The sequence below is a fragment of the Aquirufa antheringensis genome, from assembly GCF_004307425.1.
In the GTDB taxonomy this organism is placed as follows: domain Bacteria; phylum Bacteroidota; class Bacteroidia; order Cytophagales; family Spirosomataceae; genus Aquirufa; species Aquirufa antheringensis.
In genome coordinates, this window is record NZ_SEWZ01000003.1 from 366,788 (window position 1) to 385,093 (window position 18,306).

The 18,306-nt window shown below is 45.1% G+C and carries 16 protein-coding genes; 14 read left to right on the forward strand and 2 right to left on the reverse strand.

Annotated elements, in window-relative coordinates:
• Positions 1 to 1,137 (reverse strand): molybdopterin molybdotransferase MoeA, encoded by a 1,137-nt coding sequence (locus EWU21_RS07370; protein ID WP_130896173.1) that lies wholly within the window; start codon positions 1,135 to 1,137, stop codon positions 1 to 3.
• A gap of 83 nt (positions 1,138 to 1,220) precedes the next feature.
• Here EWU21_RS07370 and moaC point away from each other — a divergent pair, with 83 nt between their 5' ends.
• Positions 1,221 to 1,694 (forward strand): cyclic pyranopterin monophosphate synthase MoaC, encoded by a 474-nt coding sequence (gene moaC, locus EWU21_RS07375; protein ID WP_130896174.1) that lies wholly within the window; start codon positions 1,221 to 1,223, stop codon positions 1,692 to 1,694.
• Between the two features lies 1 nt (position 1,695).
• Entirely contained in the window at positions 1,696 to 2,349 is a 654-nt protein-coding gene (locus EWU21_RS07380; protein ID WP_130896175.1) for a thiamine diphosphokinase, read from the forward strand.
• Here the strand turns inward: EWU21_RS07380 and EWU21_RS07385 are convergent.
• On the reverse strand, positions 2,324 to 3,568 hold the full coding sequence (locus EWU21_RS07385; RefSeq protein WP_201738098.1) for a replication-associated recombination protein A: 1,245 nt from the start codon (positions 3,566 to 3,568) through the stop codon (positions 2,324 to 2,326). The genes EWU21_RS07380 and EWU21_RS07385 overlap by 26 nt on opposite strands.
• A gap of 75 nt (positions 3,569 to 3,643) precedes the next feature.
• Here EWU21_RS07385 and EWU21_RS07390 point away from each other — a divergent pair, with 75 nt between their 5' ends.
• From EWU21_RS07390 to EWU21_RS07445, 12 genes are read left to right on the forward strand one after another with little or no spacing between them, the layout of a single operon-like run.
• Positions 3,644 to 4,567: a sugar phosphate isomerase/epimerase family protein gene (locus EWU21_RS07390; RefSeq protein ID WP_130896176.1), complete on the forward strand. Its 924-nt coding sequence runs from the start codon at positions 3,644 to 3,646 to the stop codon at positions 4,565 to 4,567.
• A gap of 7 nt (positions 4,568 to 4,574) precedes the next feature.
• A complete protein-coding gene (locus EWU21_RS07395; RefSeq protein ID WP_130896177.1) occupies positions 4,575 to 5,897 on the forward strand; it encodes an amidohydrolase in 1,323 nt (440 codons plus the stop codon).
• Between the two features lie 54 nt (positions 5,898 to 5,951).
• A complete protein-coding gene (locus EWU21_RS07400) occupies positions 5,952 to 8,282 on the forward strand; it encodes an alpha-L-rhamnosidase-related protein (protein ID WP_130896178.1) in 2,331 nt (776 codons plus the stop codon).
• Between the two features lie 53 nt (positions 8,283 to 8,335).
• Positions 8,336 to 10,414 (forward strand): bifunctional aldolase/short-chain dehydrogenase, encoded by a 2,079-nt coding sequence (locus EWU21_RS07405; protein ID WP_130896179.1) that lies wholly within the window; start codon positions 8,336 to 8,338, stop codon positions 10,412 to 10,414.
• A gap of 8 nt (positions 10,415 to 10,422) precedes the next feature.
• Positions 10,423 to 11,682 (forward strand): TIM barrel protein, encoded by a 1,260-nt coding sequence (locus EWU21_RS07410; RefSeq protein ID WP_394364238.1) that lies wholly within the window; start codon positions 10,423 to 10,425, stop codon positions 11,680 to 11,682.
• 1 nt (position 11,683) lies between these two features.
• The gene (locus EWU21_RS07415; protein ID WP_130896181.1) at positions 11,684 to 12,967 is read left to right on the forward strand and encodes an FGGY-family carbohydrate kinase; all 1,284 of its coding nucleotides are present in this window, start codon (positions 11,684 to 11,686) and stop codon (positions 12,965 to 12,967) included.
• Between the two features lies 1 nt (position 12,968).
• Positions 12,969 to 13,682 carry a (Fe-S)-binding protein gene (locus EWU21_RS07420; RefSeq protein ID WP_130896182.1) on the forward strand — a complete coding sequence of 238 codons (714 nt, stop codon included), beginning with the start codon at positions 12,969 to 12,971 and terminating at the stop codon, positions 13,680 to 13,682.
• The gene (locus EWU21_RS07425; RefSeq protein ID WP_130896183.1) at positions 13,675 to 15,018 is read left to right on the forward strand and encodes a lactate utilization protein B; all 1,344 of its coding nucleotides are present in this window, start codon (positions 13,675 to 13,677) and stop codon (positions 15,016 to 15,018) included. The genes EWU21_RS07420 and EWU21_RS07425 overlap by 8 nt, the downstream gene beginning before the upstream one ends.
• Positions 15,015 to 15,512, forward strand: a complete 498-nt coding sequence (locus EWU21_RS07430) for a LutC/YkgG family protein (RefSeq protein ID WP_130896184.1) — start codon at positions 15,015 to 15,017, stop codon at positions 15,510 to 15,512. Before EWU21_RS07425 ends, EWU21_RS07430 begins: the two co-directional genes overlap by 4 nt.
• A 19-nt stretch (positions 15,513 to 15,531) precedes the next feature.
• Entirely contained in the window at positions 15,532 to 15,975 is a 444-nt protein-coding gene (locus tag EWU21_RS07435) for a glucosaminidase domain-containing protein (protein WP_130896185.1), read from the forward strand.
• Positions 15,976 to 16,827, forward strand: a complete 852-nt coding sequence (locus tag EWU21_RS07440) for a hypothetical protein (protein ID WP_130896186.1) — start codon at positions 15,976 to 15,978, stop codon at positions 16,825 to 16,827.
• Complete coding sequence (locus EWU21_RS07445; RefSeq protein WP_130896187.1) at positions 16,802 to 18,295, forward strand: MBOAT family O-acyltransferase; 1,494 nt, start codon at positions 16,802 to 16,804, stop codon at positions 18,293 to 18,295. The genes EWU21_RS07440 and EWU21_RS07445 overlap by 26 nt, the downstream gene beginning before the upstream one ends.
• Positions 18,296 to 18,306: the final 11 nt, after the last annotated feature.

Genomic DNA, 18,306 nt, shown 5'->3' on the forward strand with positions numbered 1-18,306 from the left:
TTATTTGAGGGGAATATAGGGCAATTTCTTCGCTTTATCACCCGCTTTTTGCCAAACCAATCCATCGGCACGAGACCAATTAATTAAGTCCCCTGATCCATTATGCGCTAACACTTCTCCATTCTCTACCGGGATCCACTGATCTAATTCAGCTGAAGGTTTAGGTAAGAATTTGATCTCTTTCACATTGTATTCCACCCATTCACCAGATACCCATGGAAGGAAATAGACCCAGAAACAAGTCAGCGTCGAGATCGGATTTCCAGGGAAAGCGAAAACGACTTTTCCATCAGAACGAGTAGCGACAAGCATCGGCTTGCCGGGTTTTTGAGTAATTTTATGAAAGACGGTTTCAAATCCAGCCTCTGCTAAAACACCCGGAATTAAATCCTTTTTGCCCGCTGAAACTCCGCCGGAAAGCAAGATGATGTCATTTGATTCCAACACCTTATCGATGTTAGCTTTGATTTTTTCTGCTGAATCAGGTAGGTGACTTGAGTTTGCTTTGAAACCTTTGGACAATAACACCGACTTCAACATCATCACATTCGAACTGCGAATCTGGTGATCTTTCGGTGTCTCGTGCAAGCCTACGATTTCGTCTCCTGTAGAGAAAATGTGCACGTGAGGCTTCGATTCTACTTCAATATGGGCTTTACCCACGGTCGCTGCGATCGCAATTTCCACTGGCCCAATCTTCGTTCTTTTCTTCACTAAAACGGAACCAGCTGGTGCATCCGCACCTTGCAGGTGAATGAATTGGCCTTTTTCTAATGGTGTTTTACCTATATAAGTCGCAATTTTTTTCTCAATACTTAGATCCTCGATTTTAATGATGGCTTCCGTGCCACGTGGGGCCGTAGCGCCTGTCATAATTTCCAAAGAACCATCCATCTTTTTGATCGCTTTCACCGGTTCTCCTGCAAATAACATACCTTCAATCTTCCACGTAGGTGCGGTGATATCCTTTACCGCAATGCCGTCCATCATGGCCCGGTCAAAAGGAGGGAAGTCACGATCTGCCACAATTTTTTCGGCGATATTCATCCCTAAGGTTTTCGCCAAAGGTAATTTTTCCGTGCGAAAGGGAATGGTGATGTTTTTAAGGAGTTCAATGGCTTCTAAAGGGCTGATCATGTTTGTTGTTTTACGTAATTGTTAAATTTCGCTATTTTTTGCTAATTCTCCCGTATTTTTGTCTTCTAAATTTCAAATCAGCTATGTCAATTGACTTTTCTCACCTGCAATCAGATGGCACCCCAGGAATGGTGGACGTTAGTTCGAAAAACGAAACGGTTCGGGAAGCGAAAGCCCAATCCATTGTGTATTTAGGGGCGGAAATTGTGCAACATTTTGAGGTAGCCGGTTGGCAAAACAAGAAAGGCAGCATACTTCAAACCGCAGTGATTGCCGGTACGATGGCAGCAAAAAAGACGTCTGATTTGATCCCCTTATGTCATCCCTTGGGTTTGGACTCGTGTAAGTTTGAGACGGAAGTGTTAGCGGATCAGATTGTGATTACTTGCATTTGTCGTTTGGAGGCCAAAACTGGAGTGGAAATGGAAGCCCTAGTAGGTGCCTCTGTGGCAGCCCTGACGGTATACGATATGTGTAAGTCGGTTTCCAAAGGTATCGTCATCAAAGAAACGAAATTGATCTCTAAATCCGGCGGTAAGTCCGATTTTAAAGCCTAATATGTCCTCTCACCACATCATCCGAGACAAACAAGAACCCGCGCTGATTATCGCGAATGGAGAGGCTTGCTCCTTGGATTTGGTGGAACAATTATTGGAATGGTCACCGACGGTGGTGGTGCTGGATGGGGCTTTGGAAAGAGTCATCTCATTAGGCATCAAAGTGGATGTCTGGTTAGGCGACTTCGATCACGTCCAGGCGGCTGATTACAGCGATTATCCATTGAAAAAGGTTCATACGCCGGACCAAAATCTGACAGACTTAGAAAAGGCCTTTGAATATTTACTGGAGGAGGGTTATCCGGCTGTCAATGTCGTTTGGGCCTCTGGAAAGCGGATGGATCACACGCTGAATAATTTTCATTCGCTAGTGCGCTATGGCCGAAAATTGAAGATTGTGTTCTTTGACGATTATTCAACGTCTTATTTATTACCTCCCACCTTTGAAAAGTGGTATCCAGCAGGAACTCCGTTGTCACTCATGCCTTATGGTGAAGCATTTCAAGTAAAATCATCCGGTTTAGTCTACGATTTAAACCACCCTGAGTTGCGCCTAGGAACTCAGACGAGTTCGAGCAATGAGGCACGCGAAGATGGAATCGTGAAAATTTCGTACGAAAGCGGGGCGCTTATTTTGATGGAGTGCCACGATTAATTTTGTCTTGTTCAGACGGTTTGTAAAAGACCGGTCTCGAGGGAACCTCTGGAAAGTAATTCTGCTCCACCCAATTGCCCGGAAAATCGTGCGGGTATTTATAATCAGCTCCGTAATTCAAATCTTTCATCATACGTGTAGGCGCATTGCGTAAATGCAATGGTACCGGTAAATCCCCCGTTTGATCTACATAGGCCATGGCTTTGTTGATGGCGTTGTAGGCGGAATTACTTTTGGGCGAAGTGGCTAAATAGATAACCGTTTGAGATAAAATGATTCTGGATTCTGGATTACCGATCACTCGAATGGAATCGAAACAAGATTGGGCTAATAAAAGCGCATTGGGATTCGCTAATCCAATATCTTCAGAGGCCAAAATCAACAAACGTCTTCCAATAAATTCCAAGGATTCTCCCCCCACTAACATCCGAGCTAACCAATAGACTGCCGCATCTGGATCAGATCCGCGAATGGATTTTATGAAAGCTGAAATGATATCGTAATGTTGCTCGCCGTCTTTGTCGTATTGCGCTAGGTTCTTTTGTAATCGTTCGGTAACTAAGGCATTTGTTACCTCGAGCTCGTTTCCTCCCTCTGTAGTGATTAATAGCTCGAAAAGATTCAATAATTTTCGACCGTCACCTCCCGAGAAATGAAATAAAGCGTCTGTCTCCGTTAGGGTAATTTTTTTATCTCTAAAAAGAGAATCCGTAGCGATCGCTTTTTGAAGCATCGTATGCAGGTGCTCATTCGAAAGCGATTCCAACACATAGACTTGGCACCGTGACAAAAGGGCCGAAATAACTTCGAACGAGGGATTTTCTGTGGTCGCGCCTACTAAGGTGACGATCCCTTTCTCCACCGCATTTAATAGGGAATCCTGCTGGGATTTCGAAAAACGGTGAATCTCATCGATGAATAGGATGGGCGATTGCGCTTCGAACATCCGGTTCTTCTTCGCTAGTTCTAACGTCTCCCGCACTTCTTTTACCCCTGATTGCACCGCAGAAAGGGAATACATGGTTCGCTTCAAGGCGCCAGATAATAAAGTGGCTAGCGTCGTTTTTCCCACACCAGGAGGCCCCCAAAGGATGCAAGACGGCAAATGTCCCGCCTCAATCGCTTTTCGCAAAGGCGCATTTGGACCCACGACCTTTTCTTGGCCGATGTATTCATCCAGGGTAGTGGGGCGCATTCGTTCTGCGAGAGGCTGCATCATCTTTCGAAGTTACGTGAATTTTGTAAAATAGAAATAGAATTTGTAGCTTGGAGAACTAAATAAACCTATCTAAACATGAATACATCACGTCGTTCCTTTTTGCGCAATTCGGCCTTTGGGCTAGGCGCTATCGCTTTTGCTTCCCCTGCTTTGCAGGCTTTAGCTGCGGTTAAATACAAGAAATTAGTAGGAGTACAATTGTACTCGGTGCGCGATGACATGCGCAAAGATCCACAAGGAACCTTGAATGCTTTGGCAGAAATGGGCTATAAATATGTGGAACATGCAAACTATGTGAATCGTAAATTTTATGGTTGGGAAGCCAAAGAATTCAAAAAGCGTCTAGATGATTTAGGGATCAAAATGCCCTCAGGTCACACCGTAATGGGCAAGCCACATTGGGATGATGCGAAAAATGACTTTACGGATCTTTGGAAATATACAGTAGAAGATGCCGCGATAATGGGACAGGAACTAGTGATTAGCCCGTCGATTGACATGGGGATTCGCAAGGATAAAAACCTGTTATTGAAGTACATGGATATCTTTAATAAGTCAGGGGAATTGTGCCAAAAATCGGGCATGCGATTCGGCTACCACAATCATGATTTTGAGTTCTCAGAGAAATTAGAGGGAGAATTGTTATATGACATCATGTTAAATAACACGGATCCTACGCTTGTTGCACAACAGTTAGACATAGGTAATATGATTAATGGTGGCGGAATTCCAGCGGAAGTGATGAAGAAATTCCCAGGTCGTTTCGTTTCCATGCACGTGAAAGACGAAGTGCCTGCACCTTCAGGCCACGAGAAATTTGAATCGACTGTTTTAGGGAAAGGTTCTGGCCAAATCGACGTCCAAGCCCTAGTTAAATTAGGCGATAAGGAGGGTGGAACGAAACACTTTATTATCGAGCAAGAAGCTTACCAAGGATTAAAACCTTTAGACTGCATGAAAGAAAACATCGCGATCATGCGTGGATGGGGATATAAATAAAACACAAATGAAAAAACTAGCCTTAGGACTACTCTTAGCCGCCCCCTTTGTAGCGGACGCACAGTCTTCTTTAAAACCCACAATCGCTCAAAAAGCAGACGCCTTGAAAGATAAGGTCATTGCTTGGCGACGGGATTTCCACGAACATCCTGAACTAGGTAACCAAGAAGTGCGTACTGCCGGTATTGTGGCCGCACATTTACGTTCTCTCGGTATGGAAGTGCAGGAGAAAGTAGGGTACACCGGGGTTGTCGGAGTACTGAAAGGTGGGAAGCCAGGTCCGGTAGTGGCATTGCGTGCCGATATGGATGGTTTGCCCGTAACAGAGCGTGGAGATTTGCCTTTTAAATCGAAAGTGACTGCTGAGTTTAATGGCCAAAAAACGGGCGTGATGCACGCTTGTGGTCACGATTCTCACGTGGCTATTTTGATGGCGGTGGCGGAGATTTTGGCCTCTGAAAAGGCTAATTTAGCGGGTACGGTGAAATTCATTTTCCAGCCTGCAGAAGAAGGTGTTTACAATGATAAGGGGGAGATGATTCTTTCTGGTGCCGAATTAATGGTGAAAGAGGGAGTATTAGAGAATCCGAAAGTGGATGTGATTTTTGGCTTGCATATTGCCTCTGGATCTGATAATGGAGTGATTGAATACAAGCCAGGTGCCACGATGGCTGCCGTAGACCAATTGGATATCAAAGTCAAAGGAAAACAAGCGCATGGCGCTAGTCCTTGGACAGGTGTGGATCCGATTGTTATTTCATCGCAGATTGTCATGGGATTGCAAACCATCGTTTCACGTTCTGTGAATATTACCGAGGATCCTGCCATCGTAACAGTGGGCGCGATTCACAGCGGAATTAGACAAAACATCATTCCCGAATCTTCTCATATGATCGGTACGATTCGTACGTTCGGCGTGGCACAACGTGAATTAGTACACCAACGCATTAAGGATATCGCGACGAACATAGCGGAAAGTGGAGGCGGAAAAGCGGATGTGACCATCGGCACAGGTTATCCTGTGACCTATAACAACCCAGGATTAGTCGAAAAGATGTTACCTACCTTACAAGGGGTGAATGGAAAAGACCGCGTTCGCGTGGTAGCTGCGCATACGGGTGCAGAAGACTTCTCTTTCTTTCAACAAAAAGTGCCTGGCTTCTTCTTCTTTTTAGGAGCGAGACCTGATAACAAGAAAGCAGACGAAGTAGCCGGACACCACACACCGGACTTTCATTTAGATGAAGCCCATTTCCAAGTGGGGGTGAAAGCCTTGAGTAGTTTGGTCGTAGACTATATGGATATGGCGCAACCGAAGAAAAAGAAATAGATTTTGAGAGACGCGCTTGTCGCGTCTCTTTTTTTACGCATATATTCTAAACCTATGAAAAAAATCCTCCTATTCCTTTTACTTGTAGGCCCTGCAGCCTATACCCAAAATCTGAAGCCGGAACTTTGGAATAAACCGTGGAAGGCTTCCTGGATTACGTATGCTGAAAATTCAGCGAACGCGTATAATTTAGTCGGGTTGAAAGATTATGGAGTTTATCGCTTTCAACACAAGGTTCCGTTGCTAGCGAAGCCATCCAAATGTATCATTCACGTTTCGGGGGATAATCGCTATAAATTATATGTGAATGGGACCTGGGTTTCTGCTGGTCCGGCGCGAGGGGATTTGTATTTCTGGAATTTTGAAACGCTTGACATTGCGCCTTACTTGAAGGCAGGGGAGAATACCGTGGAGGCTTTGGTTTGGAATGAGGGGAAAGGAAAGTCGGAAGCTCAAATATCTTATGCGACTGGATTTATTTTACAGGCTGATGAGGAGGCTTTCGCCGCATTCAATACCAACGTTCGCTGGGAGGTGGCTAAAAATGTAGGAGTCAGTCCGCTGGCCGTTCGCGTCCCAGGCTATTATGTGGCAGGTGCGGGGGAATTACAAGAATATAGTAAAGGTTGGTCGCCTTTTATCGGTGCGAAATCGTTAGGTCCTGGTTTAACGAAAGGAGCGTCCATCGACGCGCGTGGTTGGATGTTGTATCCATCAGCGATTCCATCGATGGAATTAACCACGCAAAGATTTGCTTCCATTCGCAAAGGAGAGGGCGATTTGATTCACGGAAGTGCCTTGGTGGTGATGCCAAATACTTCGGTGGATCTGTGGATCGATCAAGGGGTCTTAACGAATGCTTATCCACAATTAACCTTTACTGGAGGTAAGGACGCTAAAATCGGTCTTACGTATGCCGAAGGACTCTATGAAAAGAAAGCGCTAAGCACTACGACGAAAAATGGAAGCCACAAGGGCAATCGGAATGAGATAGATAACAAATATTGGTTAGGCCGAAAAGACAGTCTGATTGCTGACGGTGCTGCACATACCTTTGAATCGATGACCTACCGAACTTTTCGTTATGTGCGTTTGACGGTAAAGACCGAAGCGGAGGCATTGACGCTACAGGATTTCAAAAGTGTGTTTACGGGATTCCCGTTTCAGGCAAAAGCATCGCTGAAAACGGATAATCCCTTGATTCCCCAAATGCTTGACGTGGGTTTCCGTACCGCGCGTTTGTGTGCGATGGAAACCTACATGGATTGTCCCTATTACGAACAATTGCAGTACATTGGAGACGCACGAATTCAGGCGCTTGTGAGTCTGTATTATGCAGGAGACGAGCGTTTAGTGCGCCAGGCTTTAGATCACATGGATCATTCGCGCATCGCGGAGGGCATTACATTGAGTCGCTATCCGACAGATTTGCACCAACAAATTCCAACGTTCTCTTTGTGGTACATAGGGATGTTGCATGACTATTTGCGTTACGGAAAAGACCCTCAATTTTTGAAAAATAAGTTAGCTGGTATGCGCGGTATTTTGGATTATTTTGCGCGGTTTGAAGGGACAGATGGGACCTTGCAAAACATACCCTATTGGACATTTTCGGACTGGGTGAATGCGTGGCCAAGAGGGATTGCACCAGTGGGGCCGTCGGGTCGTTCGGCGGTGATTGATTTTCAGTATATGTGGGTATTGCAAAATGCGGCTGAAGTAGAACGCTATTTTGGCTATCCAGAAATGGCGGCTAAATACGAGGCGAAAGTGAAAGCCTTAAAACCTGTGTTGCAAAAACTATACTGGGATGCAGGCCGCGGATTATATGCCGATACCGAGGTGCATGATAAGTATTCGCAGCATGCTAATTCGTTAGCGATTTTAGCTGGAATGCCGGCTGCAGGTGTGGCAGATAAATTACTAGCTGATAAAAATATGGCGCAGGCGACGATTTATTTCAAGTATTATCTGCATTTGGCTTTGGCCAAAGCTGGGAAAGGCAACGACTATTTGAATTGGCTTTCTATTTGGAAAGAAAACATCGATATGGGATTGACGACTTGGGCGGAGACTTCTGACATTTCTACCTCGCGTTCTGATTGCCATGCCTGGGGCTCTAGTCCTAACATCGAATTCTTTCGCATCGTCTTAGGGGTGGATTCAGATGCACCGGCTTTTGCGAAGGTGAAGATCGAACCACATTTAGGTGAACTTTCGCAAGCAGAGGGTATTGTGCCGCATCCGCAGGGTGAAATTCAGGTGCAATACAAACCAGGGAGTGCTTCGATTACGTTACCGGGAACAGTAACTGGAAGTTTTGTTTGGCAAGGAAAAAAATACCCATTGAAAGCCGGAAAAAATTTAGTCACTATCCCTAGGTAGGATAGGACGGTTGATTGCTTTTGCCTCTGTAGTTTTAAGAAAAAAATAGAACCATGTACAAACACGTATCTGATCTCTGGGACGACGCTAAAGCAGCGGCACTCGCAGGAAATGAAGTCGACTTATTCATCTACCGCTCGAATATTTTAGGGGCGGATTTACGCATCACGAATTACGGCGGGGGAAATACCTCGGTGAAATTGCAGGATAAAGATCCTTTAACGGGTTCTGAAACGGAAGTGATGTGGATCAAAGGTTCCGGTGGTGACATTGGTACCTTGAAGAAGTCAGGCTGCGCGGCTTTGTATGTGGATCGTTTACGTTCGTTGACAAATGTCTACCGCGGTTTGGAACACGAAGATGAGATGGTGGAATTATTCAACCATTGTATTTTTGATTTGTCGTCCAAAGCACCTTCCATCGACACGCCTTTACACGGCTTCTTGCCTTTCAAACACATCGATCACTTGCATCCAGATGCGGCGATTGCAATAGCTGCGTCAAAAGATGGGGAGCAAATTACGAAAGAGCTTTTCGGCGGATTAATCGGCTGGGTAGGTTGGCAACGTCCAGGCTTCGATTTGGGCTTACAATTAAAAGCCTGTTTAGACGAAGCAGCTTCACGCGGTGTGCAATTGCGCGGCATCATGTTAGGTTCACACGGCTTGTTTACTTGGGGAGATACCTCGTACGAATGCTACGTGAATACGTTAGAAGTCATTGAAAAATGTGCGGATTACATTGAATCGAAAACGGCAACCGTTTTTGGCGGTGCTCGGATGTCTTCGTTTTCTGCAGAAGAAAGAGCTGCAAAGGCAGCTGCCTTAGCACCTGTTCTTCGCGGATTCTGTTCGTCGCATGTTCAAATGGTCGGACATTTTTCTGACGATGAGCGCGTGTTGCAATTCATTAATTCGAATGATTTAGATCGTTTGGCACCTTTAGGAACTTCTTGTCCGGATCACTTCTTGCGGACGAAAATTTCGCCTTTGGTCTTGGGGTCGGATGTTTCCGTGGAGGCATTGACTCCTTTGTTCGAAGATTACCGCATCATGTACGGATCGTATTACGATTCTTGCAAACATGCGAATTCCCCCGCGATGCGTGACCCGAATCCAGTCGTGATTTTATACCCAGGTGTGGGTATGTTTACCTTTGCCAAAGACAAGCAAACGGCCCGCGTTGCCGCTGAATTTTATACCAATGCCATCAACGTAATGCGGGGTGCGGAGGCGATTTCGTCGTATACTTCCTTGCCTCGTCAGGAGGCTTTTGATATCGAGTATTGGTTATTAGAAGAGGCAAAGCTTCAACGCATGCCTAAGCCAAAAGCACTTTCAGGACGTGTCGCATTTGTGACTGGATCAGGTGGGGGAATCGGTAAGGCGATTGCCAAAAAGATGGCTCAAGAAGGTGCCTGCGTAATTTTAAATGACGTGAACGCGGATCGTTTAGCGGAGGCAAAAGCGGAGTTTATTGGTTTATTCGGGAAAGATGTGGTTTCCACGGTGATTGCTGATGTAACGAATCAGGAATCGATTGAGGCGGCGATGACGCAGGCTTGTCTGGATTTTGGTGGGGTGGATTTGATCGTGAATAACGCGGGAATATCCATATCAAAAGGAATCCTGGAACATACGCAGGCCGACTGGGACAAATTATATGACATCTTAGTGAAGGGACAATACTTGGTTTCGCAGGCGGCGATTGCCGTGATGCGCAAGCAGGGATTAGGTGGAGACATCGTGAATATTGTGTCGAAAAATGCCTTTGTCGCGGGACCTAATAACGTAGGTTACGGCAGTGCGAAAGCAGCTCAGGCACACATGACACGCTTATTAGCCGCTGAATTAGGACCGGATCATATCCGGGTGAATACGGTGAATCCAGACGCGGTCATCGCGGATTCGAATATCTGGGCAGGCGGATGGGCCGAAGGTCGCGCGAAAGCCTATGGCATCACCGTGGCTGAATTACCAGCTTATTACGCGAAACGTACCCTATTAAATGAATCTATTTTGCCGGATGATATAGCCAATGCATGTTTTTCATTCGTGGGAGGCTTATTGAATAAGTCCACCGGAAATGCGTTAAACGTGGATGGTGGTGTAGCCGCAGGATTTTTAAGATAATGATGATGATGAATATATCGAACCATAACGAAGCCTTGTTGGCGCAACACACCCGCCGATTGGATTTTTTGAAATCCGAGGTGAACTTGCCAGCTGGCATTTTGCAAAAATTAAAGGATTTTCAAATCGCGATTCCTTCTTGGGCCTTGGGCACGGGAGGAACGCGTTTCGGTCGGTTCTCTGGCGGAGGCGAACCGCGAAATTTGGAAGAGAAAATCGCTGATGTCGGTTTATTGCATGCCTTGAATCAGTCATCGGGCGCGATTTCTTTGCATATTCCTTGGGATATCCCTACGGATCCCGCGGCGATTCGCACGCTAGCTGCTCAACACGGTTTAGCATTCGATGCGGTGAACTCGAATACCTTTCAAGATCAAGCGGATCAAGCGCATTCCTATAAGTTCGGGTCCTTGCAACACGTTTCTGCGGCGACTCGGAAACAAGCGATTGATCACAACATTGAAGTGATTAAGCAGGGCGTCTCGCTTGGATCTAAGGCATTGACCGTTTGGTTATCAGATGGATCTTGTTTTCCAGGTCAATTGAACTTCCGTCACGCTTATGAGCGCACGGTAGATAGTTTACGGGAGATTTATGCGGCGCTACCTGCCGACTGGTCTTTGTATTTGGAATACAAAGCCTACGAACCGAACTTCTATTCGACGACCGTGGGTGACTGGGGTGCGTCGTATTCGATGGTGAATAAATTAGGGCCGAAAGCGAAGACCTTGGTCGATTTAGGACACCATTTACCCAATGCCAACATCGAACAAATCGTTTCGATCTTATTGATGGAGGGTAAATTAGGTGGTTTCCACTTTAATGACTCTAAATACGGCGATGATGATTTGACAGCAGGTTCGATCAAACCGTATCAGTTGTTCTTGATCTTCAGCGAATTAGTGGACGGGATGGACGCGAAAGGAATGAATCATGCCAAAGACCTAGGTTGGATGATCGATGCCTCACACAACGTAAAAGATCCCTTAGAAGATTTATTGCAATCGGTGGAGGCAATTCAAATTGCCTATGCTCAGGCCTTATTAGTAGATCGTGCAGCCTTAGAAGCAGCGCGCGAAGCCAATGATGTGGTACGTTGTCAGGAGATTTTACAAGCTGTGTTTCGTACGGATGTGCGGGCATTAGTGGCACAGGCTCGTTTGGAATTAGGCGGAGCCTTGGATCCGATCGCCCTATACCGTCAGGAGAAAATGCGGGAACAACTTATCAAGTCTCGCGGTGCAAAAACAGTAGCGACTGGATTGTAATATGAGCGTTAAAACACCTGTCATCGCGGTATTTGACATAGGAAAGACGAATAAAAAGGTCTTTCTGTGGGATACTTCGTTTCAGATTGTGTTCGAGAAACAACAGCATTTTGCGGAGATGGTGGATGAAGATGGATTTCCTTGCGAGGATTTGCCAGCACTTCAGCAATGGATTGTTTCCACGTTTACAGAAATATGCCAAATACCTGAATTTGAACTCATCGGCTTGAATTTTTCTGCCTATGGTGCTTCGTTTGTGTATGTGGATCAAACGGGGGAGCCGGTGGCGCCCATGTATAATTATTTGAAACCAGCTTCCGCGCCTTTTCCCTATGCAGATTTTGGAGGAGATGCAGAATTTGCCCGTAGAACGGCATCGCCCATTTTAGGTAATCTGAATTCGGGTTTGCAGGTATATGCGGCTCGTTCAAAGCCTTTTTGGTCGGAGGTATTCAAAGCCTTTCATTTTCCCAATTACCTCGCATCCCTTTTTACGGGTAAGTTTTTATCAGAGATTACATCCATCGGTTGCCATACAGCTCTATGGGATTTCGACAAGGGTCAATACCATCCTTGGGTCACTTCTTTTGAAGATCGATTAGCTCCTATTTCTGCTGCGGGTTTTATCGACATCGATGGAATTCATTATGGTCTTGGACTGCATGATTCCTCTGCTGCGTTAGTTCCCTATTTGCGCACGGTTTCGGATGAATTTGTACTATTATCCACGGGGACTTGGTGCATTGCGATGCATCCGTTCAATGAATCTCCCTTAACAGCAGAAGAATTAGCGAATGATGTCTTGTGTTATTTACAGCCAAACGGAAAACCCGTGAAGGCCTCTCGCTTATTTGGAGGTCATTTTCATGAGGAGCAGGTGGCTCGGATGCAGCAGCATTTTGGGGGATCGTTTACCGATTGTCAGTTTAGCGATTCCGTTTTTGAATTAAAACCGAAAGCATCTTCCGTTTTTGAATCAGCATTCGCGTCTCGTGATTTGAATGATTTTCCGGATTTGGCTTCGGCATATGACCAATTCATGGTAGATTTGGTAGGCCAACAAATCTGTAGTCTGAACTTGTTGCTGAAAGACGCACCGGTCAAACAATTGCTGGTGGATGGAGGTTTTAGTAAAAACGAATGGTATATGCGCTTACTAGCACGTGCCTTTCCAGATGTAGAAGTGTATGCCGCAGAAGTTGCCCAAGCCAGTGCTTTAGGGGCTGCTTTACTGGTTTACGAAGGGGAATTACCCCAAAATTTAATTCAATTGAAACGATATTAGGATGCGCGTTGCCCTGTTTGTCCCTTGTTACATTGACCAATTCTATCCGCAGGTTGCGGTGGCGAGTTTGGAATTGTTAGAGAAACTGGGTTGCGAAGTTGTCGTTCCTGCGGACCAAACTTGTTGTGGCCAACCAATGGCCAATTCTGGCTTTGCATCCTCTACGGAAGGTTGTGATACTAATTTTACTACCAATTTTGCGGGTTTTGATTACATCGTGGGGCCATCCGGTTCTTGCGTATTACATCTAAAAGAGCATCATCCATCGGAGAAAATACGGAATTCGGTTTACGAGATTTGTGAATTTTTGACCGATGTTTTGAAGGTAACTTCCTTGTCTGCAAAATTTTCGCATCGGGTAGGTTTGCACCAAAGCTGCCATGGACAACGTGGTTTACGTTTGAGTTCCATGACAGAGCGAAATGAAAAGTCTTTTTCGAAGTTAGAAGATCTATTGGGACTCGTAGAGGGTGTTGAAATATTAAAACCTGAACGTGCAGATGAATGCTGCGGTTTTGGTGGCACCTTCTGTGTGACTGAAGAAGCTGTTTCCGTGAAAATGGGACAGGATCGAATCAAAGAACACGATGCGAATGCGGTGGAATATATTGTGGGAGCGGATACTTCGTGCTTGATGCATATGGAAGGGATTTTGCGCCGGCAAGGTTCTAGTATCCAAGTGAAACACATCGTAGAAATATTGAATCATGCCTAGTCACGCGGAGGCTTCGGAGAAATTTATTGCGGACGCTCAGCGGACCGACTGGCATGATGAAACCTTGTGGTTTGTGCGTGAAAAGCGCGATAAGGCCGCGATGGTATTGCGCGAATGGGAAGCGCTTCGTGAACATGCCTCCCAAATCAAAGATCATACCCTAGCGAATTTAGGCAGCTATTTGCAAGCCTTCGAAGCGAAAGCGCAGGCGAATGGAATACATGTGCATTGGGCGGCTGACGCTGCAGAACATAATGCGATTGTACACCAAATAATTGCCAAACAAGGTTCGAAAGTCCTAGTGAAGAGTAAATCGATGCTAACGGAGGAATGCCATTTAAATGATTATTTGGCAAACAAAGGCATCGAAGTAGTCGATACGGATCTAGGTGAACGTATTGTTCAATTTAGAAACGAAGCACCTAGTCACATCGTATTACCAGCCATTCACCTGAAAAGAGAGGATGTGGGCGAGACGTTCCATCAGCATTTAGGAACGCCTAAGGGTAATAAAGATCCACAATTTCTAACGGAGGCAGCCCGCCAACATCTTCGTGGTCATTTTTTGGCCTCTGAAGTAGCCATCACCGGTGTGAATTTCGCCATTGCTGAAACGGGCGAATTCGTCGTTTGCACAAATGAGGGTAACGCGGATATGGGAGCACATTTGGCTAAAGTCCATATTGCTTGCATGGGTATTGAAAAGATTATTCCTAAACGGGAAGATTTAGCTGTGTTTCTACGATTGCTTGCCAGAAGTGCCACAGGACAATTAATCACGACCTATTCCTCGCATTTTCATAAGCCTCGCGAAGGACAAGAAATGCATATTGTTCTCTTGGACAACGGCCGTACACGTCAACTCGCTGACCCGAAATACAAGAATTCGTTGAAATGCATCCGCTGTGCGGCGTGCTTTAACACCTGTCCAGTATACAGAAGAAGTGGGGGACATAGCTACCATCAACCGGTCGCAGGGCCAATTGGATCTATTTTGGCTCCGAATATTGACAAAAAAGCGAATGCGGATTTACCTTTTGCGAGTACCCTGTGTGGTTCTTGTTCGAATGTGTGTCCGGTGAAGATCAATATTCATGAGCAATTGTGGTTTTGGCGTCAAGACTTGATGGCGGCTGGATTAGCACCGGTTGGCAAAACGATAGGCATGAAGCTGATGGCGTTCACCTTAGCCCATCCGGCGATTTATCGAATAGGAGGGTCGTTGTTGCGCAGATTCTCGGGAATGCTAAATACACGTTTAAATCCTTGGTATAAACAGCGGGAGATGCCAGAAGCACCCAAGGTGAGTTTTCAAGAGTGGTATAAAAAACGATGAGCGCAAGAGAACAGATTTTAGGAAAAATGGAGGCACTCGAACCAGTGAATCATCCAGGCAACTTTAAAGGGGCATCAGTAGATTTTGATTTCCAAGCTTCCTTGGAGGTGGTAGGAGCGCGTGTTTTGACCGCCGAAGCATTGGAAATCGAATTTCCACGTAGGCGTAGATATGACAAAACCTTAGATGGTTTGAGTTTAGCCGAGGTTGAGGTCCTGGAAATCGATGGCGAATTTGGAGTAGCAGAAAATGGGGCGATTTGGTTAACAGAAGAGGCGATGCCGCATCGAGTGGCGCCGTTTATTTGCCAACATTTAGTGATCAACGTTTCTAAAATTGTTCCGAATATGCACGCTGCTTATGAGGAATTAAAAAAACCGAGCTCTAGCTTCGGTTTGTTTTTAGCTGGTCCATCCAAGACTGCAGATATTGAGCAATCGCTCGTGATTGGGGCACACGGTGCCCGGAGTTTGACCGTGGTAATCCGCGCTTAATTTTGTATTTTTGCTTCGTATGAAGCTCATTTTCTTCTTTATTGTCCTGTTTTTCCAGCTTTCAGCGCAAGCCTTTCAAGGCACGCAGGAGAAAATCCAACGCTACAAACCCTTCATTGATTCCTTGTCTCAAGTGTATGGGATTCCTCCGAAATTAATTATTGGGGTGGGGATTTGTGAATCCGGTTTTGGTCAGTCTAAGCAATCCATAAAGCAGAATAATTACTTTGGTTTGCGCGGTAAATATTCGCGTAAAAAGAAGTCTAGTTTCAAACATTATGCGCGCCCAGAGGATAGTATGGTAGATTTTTGCGAGGTTTTGGCCAGCAAAAAATACTACCTTATGCTAAAAGGAAATCCGGATGCGATGAAGTGGACCCGTGCAATGGCAAAGGCGCATTATGCGGCGAACGCGAAACGCTGGATTCGGTTAATGAAAAAATCATTTACGTTGATTAATTAAATGAATAGGCTTTATTTGGTTTGGGCGTCAATATGTTTCATTTTAGCGTGTTCTGCGCTGTATTTGTACAGTTATATACCTAGTACCTATTTGCTGGCTGATCAAGAAATCAAGAAGTTATTCGAGATAGAAAAAGCCGCAGAACAGGATGCTAAAATCATCGAGGTGGCTGAAATTGACACGATTCCCACCTATGTAATTCCTGCAGATACAGCCCAAATGGTGTATTCTGCCATTCCTGAGCCCATTTTGCCGGACTCGAGTGTGGATGATTCTACGCAGCATCGGATTTTGTTAATTGGGGATTCAGAAGCTGGTGGGATGAAGAATGTGTTGAATGATTACTGCCAAAGCAACGGCCACAAACTCGTCGCCACCGTCGAATGGGCATCTGCCACTTCCTTGAACTTTGCGAAATCCGATACGATTTCCAAGATTATCAAACGCTACCGTCCCAGCTTCGTATTTGTTTTATTTGGCCTAAATGAAGTCTTAGCAAAGGATTATGTGACTCGAAAAACCCTCGCTAAAGGTTTTCATAAACGCCTGAGCGGAATCCCCTATGCTTGGATTGGACCTACGAATTGGGGTTATGATTACGTAGTTTCAGATGCATTTCAAGCCGCAGCTGATTCCGCGGCTTTTTTCTCCTCTAAGCACTTAGTGCTCCCTAAAGCAGTGGATGGTAGACATCCGTCCTTGCCAGGTTACCGAATTTGGATGGGAAATGTGGCGAATTGGTTGCAGGAATCGAGTCGTTGGAAGATTCGGATGATGCCTCCAACGCGGTTTGGCTATCCTAAAAAATACAAAGCAATTGTGTTAAATGCAGCAGATTATAGAGGTTATTAAGCAGGCGTTTGGGTCGATCCCATTTGAGCAGCTCCTTCGTGAATTCATGCTGTATTCCACGAAAGAGCCTTGGTTTTTTACGGAGTTTTCATTCCTGTTTACGTTCGGTATTTTTCTCTTTTTCTATGCGCTCCTTTTTACGCAGAATTCGTTCAGAAAAATTTATTTAATCGCGTTTAGTTTATTCTTTTATTATAAATCGAGTGGCCCTTTTTTAGCCCTTTTTGTCTTCCAAATTGTGGTAGATTTTCTTTTTGCGCGGAAAATAGAAAATAAAGAAGGCACCTCAAAGCAAATTTGGCTAGGCGTCGCCATTCTCTTTAGCCTTTCCTTTTTGCTTTATTTTAAGTACCCTAATTTCATTTTAGAGAACACGAATTGGCTTTTATTGACTCATTTCGAGCCGGTGGATTTGTTTCTGCCCATCGGGATCTCTTTTTATACCTTTCAGTCGATTTCCTATATCGTGGATGTGTATCGCGGCGAGATTCGGTCTTCTAAAAGTTTCCTCGATTATGCTTTTTACATGACCTTTTTCCCACACTTGGTGGCGGGACCCATCGTCCGGGCGAAGGATTTTTTAGGCCAAATAAATTCCCCAGAAAACCTGGATGCACGCCGGTTTAAAGAAAGTTTGTTTCGGATTGTGACTGGACTAATCAAAAAATTATTGATCGCGGATTACCTCGGGAAATACGTGGATATGGTGTTTGACAATCCGGCTTTGTATACGGGTGGGGAGAATCTCTTGGGTGCTTTAGCCTATAGTTTTCAGATCTATTTCGACTTTTCTGGGTACTCTGATATCGCCATTGGATTAGCCTTTTTGTTAGGTTATCGGTTGAAGGAGAATTTTGAAAATCCGTATGGATCCACTAATGTGACCGAATTTTGGCGCAAGTGGCATATTTCCCTCTCTACCTGGTTGCGCGATTACGTCTACATCCCGTTAGGTGGAAATCGAAAAGGGGCATTGAATACTTACCTTTTTTTGTTGATTACGATGTTAGTGGGTGGTTTTTGGCACGGGGCGAGTTGGCAATTTGTTTGCTGGGGAGCAGCACACGGATTAGCGCTAGCACTTCACAAAGCGATTCATAAACACCTTCCTGAGGGTAAGTGGATGGACTTTTTAGGGGGCATTTTTACGTTTAGCTTTGTCACTTTCTGTTGGATTTTCTTCCGGGCACGTGATTTCGATACGGCTTTGTTGATGCTAAATCAAATGGCTATAGCGACTTCGGAGACTGATTTTATTGGTTTTTGGTTTTCTCGAAATGAATTGGCTATTTTACTCGTGGCCCTATTATCTTGGACAATAATTCCAGGAAATTGGAAGCGAAAAGCATTTGAATTAACATTTTATGTGCCTTCCTTCTTTTGGTTTTTCTTCTTATTAGCGGCCCTGCAATTAATTATTCAATTCCGCGACACCTTGGTGCAACCCTTTATCTACTTTCAATTTTGAGGTATGTATTT

What these genes read in the sequence shown, in the direction of transcription:
- moaC (WP_130896174.1), top strand. Translation starts at nt 1,221, where the DNA reads ATGTCAATTGACTTTTCTCACCTGCAATCAGATGGCACCCCAGGAATG.
- EWU21_RS07420 (WP_130896182.1), top strand. Translation starts at nt 12,969, where the DNA reads ATGCGCGTTGCCCTGTTTGTCCCTTGTTACATTGACCAATTCTATCCG.
- EWU21_RS07425 (WP_130896183.1), top strand. Translation starts at nt 13,675, where the DNA reads ATGCCTAGTCACGCGGAGGCTTCGGAGAAATTTATTGCGGACGCTCAG.
- EWU21_RS07410 (WP_394364238.1), top strand. Translation starts at nt 10,423, where the DNA reads ATGAATATATCGAACCATAACGAAGCCTTGTTGGCGCAACACACCCGC.
- EWU21_RS07415 (WP_130896181.1), top strand. Translation starts at nt 11,684, where the DNA reads ATGAGCGTTAAAACACCTGTCATCGCGGTATTTGACATAGGAAAGACG.
- EWU21_RS07395 (WP_130896177.1), top strand. Translation starts at nt 4,575, where the DNA reads ATGAAAAAACTAGCCTTAGGACTACTCTTAGCCGCCCCCTTTGTAGCG.
- EWU21_RS07435 (WP_130896185.1), top strand. Translation starts at nt 15,532, where the DNA reads ATGAAGCTCATTTTCTTCTTTATTGTCCTGTTTTTCCAGCTTTCAGCG.
- EWU21_RS07390 (WP_130896176.1), top strand. Translation starts at nt 3,644, where the DNA reads ATGAATACATCACGTCGTTCCTTTTTGCGCAATTCGGCCTTTGGGCTA.
- EWU21_RS07405 (WP_130896179.1), top strand. Translation starts at nt 8,336, where the DNA reads ATGTACAAACACGTATCTGATCTCTGGGACGACGCTAAAGCAGCGGCA.
- EWU21_RS07430 (WP_130896184.1), top strand. Translation starts at nt 15,015, where the DNA reads ATGAGCGCAAGAGAACAGATTTTAGGAAAAATGGAGGCACTCGAACCA.
- EWU21_RS07445 (WP_130896187.1), top strand. Translation starts at nt 16,802, where the DNA reads ATGCAGCAGATTATAGAGGTTATTAAGCAGGCGTTTGGGTCGATCCCA.
- EWU21_RS07400 (WP_130896178.1), top strand. Translation starts at nt 5,952, where the DNA reads ATGAAAAAAATCCTCCTATTCCTTTTACTTGTAGGCCCTGCAGCCTAT.
- EWU21_RS07440 (WP_130896186.1), top strand. Translation starts at nt 15,976, where the DNA reads ATGAATAGGCTTTATTTGGTTTGGGCGTCAATATGTTTCATTTTAGCG.
- EWU21_RS07380 (WP_130896175.1), top strand. Translation starts at nt 1,696, where the DNA reads ATGTCCTCTCACCACATCATCCGAGACAAACAAGAACCCGCGCTGATT.
- EWU21_RS07370 (WP_130896173.1), bottom strand. Translation starts at nt 1,137, where the DNA reads ATGATCAGCCCTTTAGAAGCCATTGAACTCCTTAAAAACATCACCATT.
- EWU21_RS07385 (WP_201738098.1), bottom strand. Translation starts at nt 3,568, where the DNA reads ATGATGCAGCCTCTCGCAGAACGAATGCGCCCCACTACCCTGGATGAA.